This is a genomic window from Saccharicrinis aurantiacus (assembly GCF_947489045.1).
Lineage (GTDB): Bacteria > Bacteroidota > Bacteroidia > Bacteroidales > Marinilabiliaceae > Saccharicrinis > Saccharicrinis aurantiacus.
The window spans coordinates 1-7,836 of record NZ_CANLCN010000040.1 but is presented as its reverse complement, the minus strand read 5'-3'; the positions used below and the strand labels follow the sequence as shown (position 1 = coordinate 7,836).

General features: G+C 38.5%; 6 protein-coding genes and 2 tRNA genes. 4 read left to right on the top strand and 4 right to left on the bottom strand.

The genetic code is table 11. The features are described 5' to 3' along the window. Nucleotides 1-3: 3 nt before the first annotated feature. The 3 genes from QMO11_RS21695 to QMO11_RS21685 form a co-directional block, all read right to left on the bottom strand. A tRNA-Glu gene (locus QMO11_RS21695) sits at nt 4-75 on the bottom strand. Between the two features lie 14 nt (nt 76-89). Next, on the bottom strand, nt 90-341 hold the full coding sequence (gene rpsT / locus QMO11_RS21690) for a 30S ribosomal protein S20 (protein WP_068472263.1): 252 nt from the start codon (nt 339-341) through the stop codon (nt 90-92). 36 nt (nt 342-377) lie between these two features. After that, nucleotides 378-449, bottom strand: a tRNA-Glu gene (locus tag QMO11_RS21685). A 411-nt stretch (nt 450-860) separates the two neighbouring features. On the opposite strand from QMO11_RS21685, the gene metK reads away from it, so the two are divergent. Continuing rightward, nucleotides 861-2,114: a methionine adenosyltransferase gene (metK, locus tag QMO11_RS21680; RefSeq protein ID WP_282040037.1), complete on the top strand. Its 1,254-nt coding sequence runs from the start codon at nt 861-863 to the stop codon at nt 2,112-2,114. A 226-nt stretch (nt 2,115-2,340) separates the two neighbouring features. Here the strand turns inward: metK and QMO11_RS21675 are convergent, their stop codons facing one another. Then, on the bottom strand, nt 2,341-3,240 hold the full coding sequence (locus QMO11_RS21675; RefSeq protein WP_075602653.1) for an AraC family transcriptional regulator: 900 nt from the start codon (nt 3,238-3,240) through the stop codon (nt 2,341-2,343). 89 nt (nt 3,241-3,329) lie between these two features. Between QMO11_RS21675 and QMO11_RS21670 the strand changes: the two genes are divergently transcribed. The 3 genes from QMO11_RS21670 to QMO11_RS21660 all read left to right on the top strand — a co-directional run bounded on the left by QMO11_RS21670 (nt 3,330) and on the right by QMO11_RS21660 (nt 7,736). Beyond that, on the top strand, nt 3,330-4,337 hold the full coding sequence (locus QMO11_RS21670) for a uroporphyrinogen decarboxylase family protein (RefSeq protein WP_068472268.1): 1,008 nt from the start codon (nt 3,330-3,332) through the stop codon (nt 4,335-4,337). 96 nt (nt 4,338-4,433) lie between these two features. Beyond that, nucleotides 4,434-6,908 (top strand): glycoside hydrolase family 2 TIM barrel-domain containing protein, encoded by a 2,475-nt coding sequence (locus tag QMO11_RS21665; RefSeq protein WP_282040035.1) that lies wholly within the window; start codon nt 4,434-4,436, stop codon nt 6,906-6,908. 159 nt (nt 6,909-7,067) lie between these two features. Next, nucleotides 7,068-7,736, top strand: coding sequence for a cobalamin B12-binding domain-containing protein (locus QMO11_RS21660; RefSeq protein ID WP_068472272.1), 669 nt, complete (start codon nt 7,068-7,070; stop codon nt 7,734-7,736). Nucleotides 7,737-7,836 lie beyond the last annotated feature (100 nt).

Sequence of the window (7,836 nt, the reverse complement as noted above, 5' to 3'; positions counted from 1 at the left end):
ATGTAGTCCGTAGGGGAATCGAACCCCTGTTACCAGGATGAAAACCTGGCGTCCTAACCCCTAGACGAACGGACCGAGCTAAACCGTAATTACAGTTTATTGATATGCTTAGCTAACTTAGATTTTAAGTTAGACGCTTTATTCTTATGAATAATGTTTCTTTTGGCTAACTTATCAAGCATAGATGCAACTTTTGGGAACATCTCTGCAGCAGCTTCTTTTTCACCTGCATTACGCAAGTTTTTTACTGCATTACGAGTAGTTTTTGCATAGTACTTATTGTGTACTCTTTTTTTCTCTGCTTGACGAATTCTTTTTAACGCCGATTTATGATTTGCCATCTGTCGTTTGTATTTATGACCTAACTTTTTTACTTGTAGTCCGTAGGGGAATCGAACCCCTGTTACCAGGATGAAAACCTGGCGTCCTAACCCCTAGACGAACGGACCTTATTTGCATGGAAGAGATACTCTCTGTCTCAAATGCGGATGCAAAGATATAGCAAATTCCTTTACCTCCAAATAATTCTTGTAAAAAAACTCAAGGTTTTTATTTCGTACTCTAGCTATCAATAATTTAGGATAGTAAAAAAAATATTCTCAGTTGTTATATCTCTATAAATTACGATAAAAATCGACTTTATTGTTGAGGATAAAACGAAACTTTTGTAGTTTTGCGTCAGAAATTTTCGGATAGTGGATGGATTTGACTGATTGCAACCACTTAAAAAAAGTGCTAAAATGGCTTCTTACCTTTTTGCTATCCTATTATTCACATTATCTATTTATTCTACATATAAACAATATACAGTATATAGGAGTTTGATGTTAGGAATATAATGAGATTAAAATTAAAATATTATGGCATATTTATTTACGTCTGAGTCAGTATCTGAAGGGCACCCTGATAAAGTAGCTGATCAAATTTCAGATGCATTACTCGACAACTTTATTGCATTTGATGCAGATTCAAAAGTGGCTTGTGAAACTTTAGTAACCACAGGACAGGTTGTTTTGGCAGGTGAAGTACGTTCAAAAACTTATGTTGATGTACAAGAAGTTGCGCGAAGAGTAATTAACAAAATTGGTTATACCAAAAGTGAATATCGTTTTGATGGCGACTCTTGTGGTGTACTTTCGGCTATTCACGAACAATCAGCAGATATTAACCAAGGGGTTGATAGAGCAGAAAGAATGGAGCAAGGTGCCGGTGACCAAGGTATGATGTTTGGTTACGCATCGCGCGATACAGATAACTATATGCCTTTGGCTTTAGAGATTTCGCACCAATTATTAATTGAGTTAGCAGCTATCCGAAGAGAAGGGAAAGAGATGACTTACCTTCGTCCGGATTCTAAAAGTCAGGTTACTATTGAGTATAGCGATGATAATCAACCGCAACGTATTCATACTATTGTTGTATCTACACAGCACGACGACTTTGATGAAGAGGCAACAATGTTGGCAAAAATTAAAGACGATGTTCAGAATATATTAATACCACGTACCAAAGCCTTATTGCCAGAACGCGTTCAAGCTTTGTTTAATGATATTATTATATTACATGTTAACCCAACAGGTAAATTTGTAATTGGTGGTCCCCATGGCGATACAGGTTTAACTGGTCGTAAAATTATTGTGGATACTTATGGAGGAAAAGGTGCACACGGTGGTGGTGCTTTCTCTGGAAAAGATCCATCGAAGGTAGATCGTTCTGCTGCTTATGCTTCGCGCCATATTGCGAAAAATGTTGTGGCTGCTGGTTTAGCGGATGAAGTTTTAGTGCAGCTAGCCTACGCTATTGGTGTTGCTGAACCGGTTGGTGTTTTTGTTGACACTTATGGTACTGCTAAAGTAGAATTAAGCGATGGCAAAATTGCAGAAAAACTTAAATCAATATTTGATTTACGTCCGGCTGCTATTGAAGACCGCTTAAAGCTTCGTAATCCTATTTACGAGGAATCGGCAGCATATGGCCATATGGGTAGAAAACCAGAAGTGGTAGTTAAAGAAATTGAATCGCCTTATTTTGGTAAAAAGAAATTTGAGGTTGAGCTATTTACTTGGGAGAAGTTAGATTATGTGGATGCTATACAAGAAGCTTTCAAGTTGTAATATAATTACTTCTATATAATATTATATAAAGACTGCCCTAGGGTGGTCTTTTTTATTTCCCTCGCTTGTGGTTTTTTGCAGCGCCCAGATAGTAGCGGCAGCCCATTGCATTGGGGCTTTAGTTTGACTTGTTTGGCGGATGCGACTTTAGGAGCACACGTACAAGCTAGACAAACTTATGGCACATTGCAGTGGCTATAGCGAATAGCTGGATAAAGCGCCATTATTATTGTGTACTCCTTAATTGCTTCTTTTTAAACACCAATGGCGAAACGCCTGTTAGTTTTTTAAACACCTGATTAAAATAGGCGATGGATACAAAGCCGCACTCAAAGGCGATTTCTTTAATGGGCATTTCGGTGTTTAGTATATATTTTTGTGCCAGATTAATTCGTAAATAATTTACGTAAACTGAGAAGGTTACATTGGTGTGCTTTTTGAAAAACCGACAAAAGGAAGTCACTGTCATGTCAACATCACTTGCACAGGATTCAATGGTAATTTCTTCTTTAAAACTGCGCATAATATAGTTATGTACCTTGGTCATTTTATCATTCTTGAAGATCTGGCGCTGGTGGTAGTGTCCTGAAGCCAAAACTTCGTATTCGGTATTATATATTACGTCGAGCATTTTTATGAGTAGCAAAAGTTGCTCAATGGGTTTCTGATAAATCATATTGGTCATTACCGAAACTATATATTCCTTATCCTTTCCTGTAACTTTTACGCCTCGCTCTGATTTGTGCAGAATGGTACGAATACTTTTTAGCTCGGGTATTTCAATAAAATTGGTTCCGAATACACTTTTCTTAAACTGGATGTAGATAGATTCGCAGGTTTCATCGTTATTGGGCTGCAGATAGGATTGATCCGAAATCCAGGCATGGGGTAAATTAGCGCCCAGTAATACCAAATCGCCTTCTTCAAATTTCTCAAAGTGATCGCCAACCATGCGCATGCCATGGCCTTTGGTAATTAAAAGTAACTCAAACTCGGGATGGTAATGCCACGGCCGTTCGAAAAAGGCCGACTCATATTTTCCTACTTTAAAGGAAACACTTTGTGACACTTCTACCTTCTCAAATTCGGCATAACTAACATTATTTTCTCTATGTATGTACGACATGATAATATAACTAAAGTATTGGCAATATAACTTAAATATTTTTAACATCAATGCCCTAAAATTGTAGGACAGATAAAAATCTAGAATCCATGACAAAAAGAGAAGTAGTAAAAATGGTTTTGGATGGTAAAAAGCCTCCTTATGTACCATGGTCTTTTAAATTTACAGAAGAACCAAAACAAATGCTTCAAGAGCATTATGGCGTTGATGATCTTGATCCTGTTTTAGGAAACCACATATTAAACTTAGGTAGTGATATTGGTTTTTTCGAAGAAGTTGAACCCGATATGTTTCAGGATGTATTTGGTGTAATTTGGGACAGGTCGATTGATAAAGATATTGGCGATGCCAGTGCTCCCTTTGTAATTAGCGAACCTTCGATGGAAGGTGTGAAATTCCCAGATCCGCACGATCCACGTTTTTTTGCCAACATAGAACCTGAAATTGCAAAGAAGCCCGATTTATTTCGTGTGTTTCAAATTGGGTTTAGCTTATATGAGCGTGCTTGGAGTATGCGCGGTATGGAGAATCTGCTGATGGATTTTATGATGTACCCCGATTTTGTACATGAGTTATTTACCAAAATTGCCGACTACAATATTGAGCAAATTAAAAAGGCAATGGAGTATGATATTGATGCTGTTTACTTTGGCGATGACTGGGGGCAACAACATGGTTTAATTTTCGGATACGATACGTGGAAAGAATTTGTATATCCACAGCTTAAGCGTATGTACGGTTTTGCGCGTGATAACGGAAAATATGTGATGATTCACTCTTGTGGAGATGTGGACGAGTTATTCCCTGATTTGATTGAGTGTGGATTAAATTGCTTTAACCCATTTCAGCCAGAGGTAATGGACATTAACGAAATATTACCAATGTACCAAGGTAAATTGGCTTTCCATGGTGGTTTATCAATGCAAAAAACTTTACCATTCGGTTCTGTTGAAGATGTTGAAAGAGAATCTAAAGCACTAATCGACTTGGGTAAAAATGGCGGATATATTTTCTCTCCATCTCACTCCGTAGAAAGTGATACCACTAAGGAGAATATCCTGAAATTTATTGAGATAGCGCAAGAACAACTAAAATAACACCTATATAGTATCGAGAATACAGCCGTATTCTTGATACTTAATTTATAGATTGAGCATACAAAATATTGGCACACATCTATTTATTTTTTGATTATGAAAAGCACCCTTTGCACGGCACTTATATTACTATGTCTTTCTGCAGTAACCTTGGCACAAGGCCCAAGATCGACTGAAGATTTTAACTTCGACTGGAAGTTTTTACTAGGCGATGCGCCTGAGGCAGTGAAGCAAAACTTCGACGACTCGGCTTGGCGCACCTTAAACTTGCCACACGATTGGAGCATAGAGCAATCGTACACTACAGAAAAAACATCAGGTTCTACCGGATTTTTACCAACAGGCATTGGTTGGTATCGTAAAACATTTGAAGTGCCAGCCAATTGGGAAAATACCGTTACCAATATTGAGTTTGACGGCATATATAACAATTCGAAGGTGTGGATTAACGGGCATTACCTGGGCAAAAGACCTTATGGTTATAGTGTGTTTGGCTACGAATTGAGCGCGTACCTTAATTATGGTGGATCAAATACCATAACTGTAAAAGTAGACCATGAGCAGTTTGCCGATTCGCGTTGGTATACCGGCTCGGGCATTTACCGTAATGTGCGCTTAATTAATACAGCCACAACTTATATTCCTCAATTCGGTGCATGGATAGAGACTCCTCTAGTTAGCGAGAAGAAAGCCACAGTTGATATTCATACTGTAGTTAAAACCACCAACAAAAAACTAAGCAATGCTTCGGTAAAAGCAATCATTAAAGATGGCACCGGAAAAGTAATTGCACAAAAGAAACTAAAATGTGCCTTAGCTCAGTTAGATACTTTTAAGGTATCCATAGCACTGAAGAACCCAAAGCTTTGGAGCATAGAAACACCAAACTTATATACTGCCGAAATTGAGATTATTGATGGAAAAACAGTAGTTGATAACTATAGCACTGACTTTGGAATACGTTCAATTCGCTTTGATGCCAACACTGGGTTTTACTTAAATGAGAAGCCTGTTAAAATGAAAGGTGTTTGCTTGCATCACGATGCGGGTGCTGTAGGTGCCGTTTTTATTAAGGATGTATGGGCACGCCGTTTAAATACACTCCAAGAAATTGGTGTAAACGCCATTCGTTGTTCGCACAACCCTGCCGATCCAGGCCTATTAAAGCTTTGCGATGAAATGGGCTTTTTGGTAATTAACGAGGCTTTTGATGAGTGGAAGCGCAATAAGCAAAAATGGAATACCTCTCGTTTTGCAAAGGATGTATTGCCTGAGAACCATGTGGGATATGGCGATATATTTGAAGAATGGGCCGAGCGCGATGCCAAAGATATGATACGTGCCACACGCAATCATCCTTCTATTATTATGTGGAGTATGGGTAACGAAATTGAGTGGACTTATCCATACTACTGGAAAATGGAGAAGAGTACACAAGGCCTAGACAATCAAGTGCTGATAGAAGAAACAGGAAGTGATGTAGACGAACTAAAGGAAACGGCCGAATTAATTCAAAAATGGTTTAAAGAAGTGGATACTACACGATTTGTAACCACAGGTGGCGTATTGCCAAAGGCCGGAAATATGACAGGCTACTTTGATGTACCTGATGTAATAGGGTACAACTACCGTGCTATTAACTACGACGAGGATCATAAAAATTATCCAAATAGAATAATGTATGGTTCTGAAAACTGGGGAACCTATCAAGAGTGGAAAGATATTAGAGATCGTGATTTTATGTCGGGTATCTTTTTATGGACAGGTATTGCCTATCTCGGTGAGTCAGGCCCTTTTCCTTGGAAAGGGTTAGAGATTTCGCTGCTCGATTTTTGCGGATTTTATACTCCACGCGGTCATTTCTTCCGCACACTTTGGAGCGATAAACCGTATACATATTTAGCCACCAAACATGCAAAAAAGGCACAGTGGATTTATAGCGATGGCAAATGGGTGGACAATCGCGTACATAATTGGCTAGATAAATGGTTGTTCGACGATGTGGAACAAACCTGGAATTATAAGGATGGCGACTCTGTATTTGTTGAGGTGTTTAGTAATAGTCCGCAAGTAGAGCTATTCGTTAATAATAAAAGCTATGGCATAAAAAGCCCTGCCGACTTTGAAGACAATATCGTAAAATATTTGGTTCCCTATGCAGCTGGCGAAATTAAAGCAGTGGGTATAAATCAAGAAAAAGCAGAAAGCGATTATGCCATTAAAACCGCAAAGTGGGTGGGCAAAATTGTACTAAAAGCCGATAAAACAGAAATGAAAGCCAATGGCTACGATGTGGTTCACATAGAGGCCTTTGTTCAAACCAAGAATGGCGATTTAATTCCTGATTTAGATTATCAATTTGTTTTTAAAGTAGAAGGCAATGGCGTTAACATAGGCGTTGATAATGGTTGGGATAGAAATGTGCAAAAACACAAATCGAATTACATTACCACCCACAATGGTAGAGCCATGATGTTGGTACAAAGCACCCGCGAAGCTGGCGTAATAAAAGTATCAGCTAAATCAGGAAATTTTGAATCTAACGAGATCATTATTAAAACTGTTGAATAGAATATAGCCAGATGTCTGTAGTCAGGAGTGTTAAGTGGCATTAACTTCTGGCTTCAGTCAACTGACTCAATACTTAAAATAAAAAACATTGTTAACAATGCATTGCTTGTTCGTTGTTGTTGAGCACTGCATTACCCTCAGAATAAATACTAAAATATTATGGAAGAACTATTAGAAAAAATTGCAGCGTGTGTCGATACAGGTAAAATTGATGCAAAATCACCTTATCCTCCAACAATGAAGGGGCAAGATGGTGCTGATGAACTAACAAAACAAGCCTTAGATGCTGGCGTTTCTCCGGCCGATATTCTCGAAAAAGGATTAATGGTAGGTATGGAAATAGTAGGTAATAAATTCCGCGAAAATAAGGTTTTTGTACCTCAAGTATTAATGAGTGCAAAGGCAATGGGAGCAGGCATGGAGCATCTTAAACCATTTTTTGCATCGGGTGCTGCAGAGCGCAAGGGCACATTTATTTTAGGAACCGTAGAAGGCGATCTTCATGATATTGGTAAAAACCTAGTTTCTATGATGGTTGAAGGAAACGGCTACGAGGTAATTGATTTAGGTACCGATGTAAAAGCCGAAGATTTTATAGCCACAGCCGAGAAAAATCCGGGTAGCGTAATAGGTCTTTCAGCACTACTTACCACAACCATGGGCAACATGGAAAAAATTGTAAAAACCATAAAAGAAAAAGATAGCAACATTAAAGTATGTATTGGTGGTGCTCCGGTAAACCAAGAGTTTTGCGAAAAAATTGGTGCCGATAGCTTCAATGCCGATCCACAAGGAGTGGTTGAATATTTAAATGCTTTAGCATCGTAAAATAAAAACTGCAAAGCCCACGGTATTGCGTCATTCCGAGCCGCCAACCAATAAAAATTAGCCATAATGAGTTGATGACAGGGATCAAGCCACTTGTTAA

What these genes read in the sequence shown, in the direction of transcription:
- metK (WP_282040037.1), top strand. Translation starts at nt 861, where the DNA reads ATGGCATATTTATTTACGTCTGAGTCAGTATCTGAAGGGCACCCTGAT.
- QMO11_RS21675 (WP_075602653.1), bottom strand. Translation starts at nt 3,240, where the DNA reads ATGTCGTACATACATAGAGAAAATAATGTTAGTTATGCCGAATTTGAG.
- QMO11_RS21660 (WP_068472272.1), top strand. Translation starts at nt 7,068, where the DNA reads ATGGAAGAACTATTAGAAAAAATTGCAGCGTGTGTCGATACAGGTAAA.
- QMO11_RS21670 (WP_068472268.1), top strand. Translation starts at nt 3,330, where the DNA reads ATGACAAAAAGAGAAGTAGTAAAAATGGTTTTGGATGGTAAAAAGCCT.
- rpsT (WP_068472263.1), bottom strand. Translation starts at nt 341, where the DNA reads ATGGCAAATCATAAATCGGCGTTAAAAAGAATTCGTCAAGCAGAGAAA.
- QMO11_RS21665 (WP_282040035.1), top strand. Translation starts at nt 4,434, where the DNA reads ATGAAAAGCACCCTTTGCACGGCACTTATATTACTATGTCTTTCTGCA.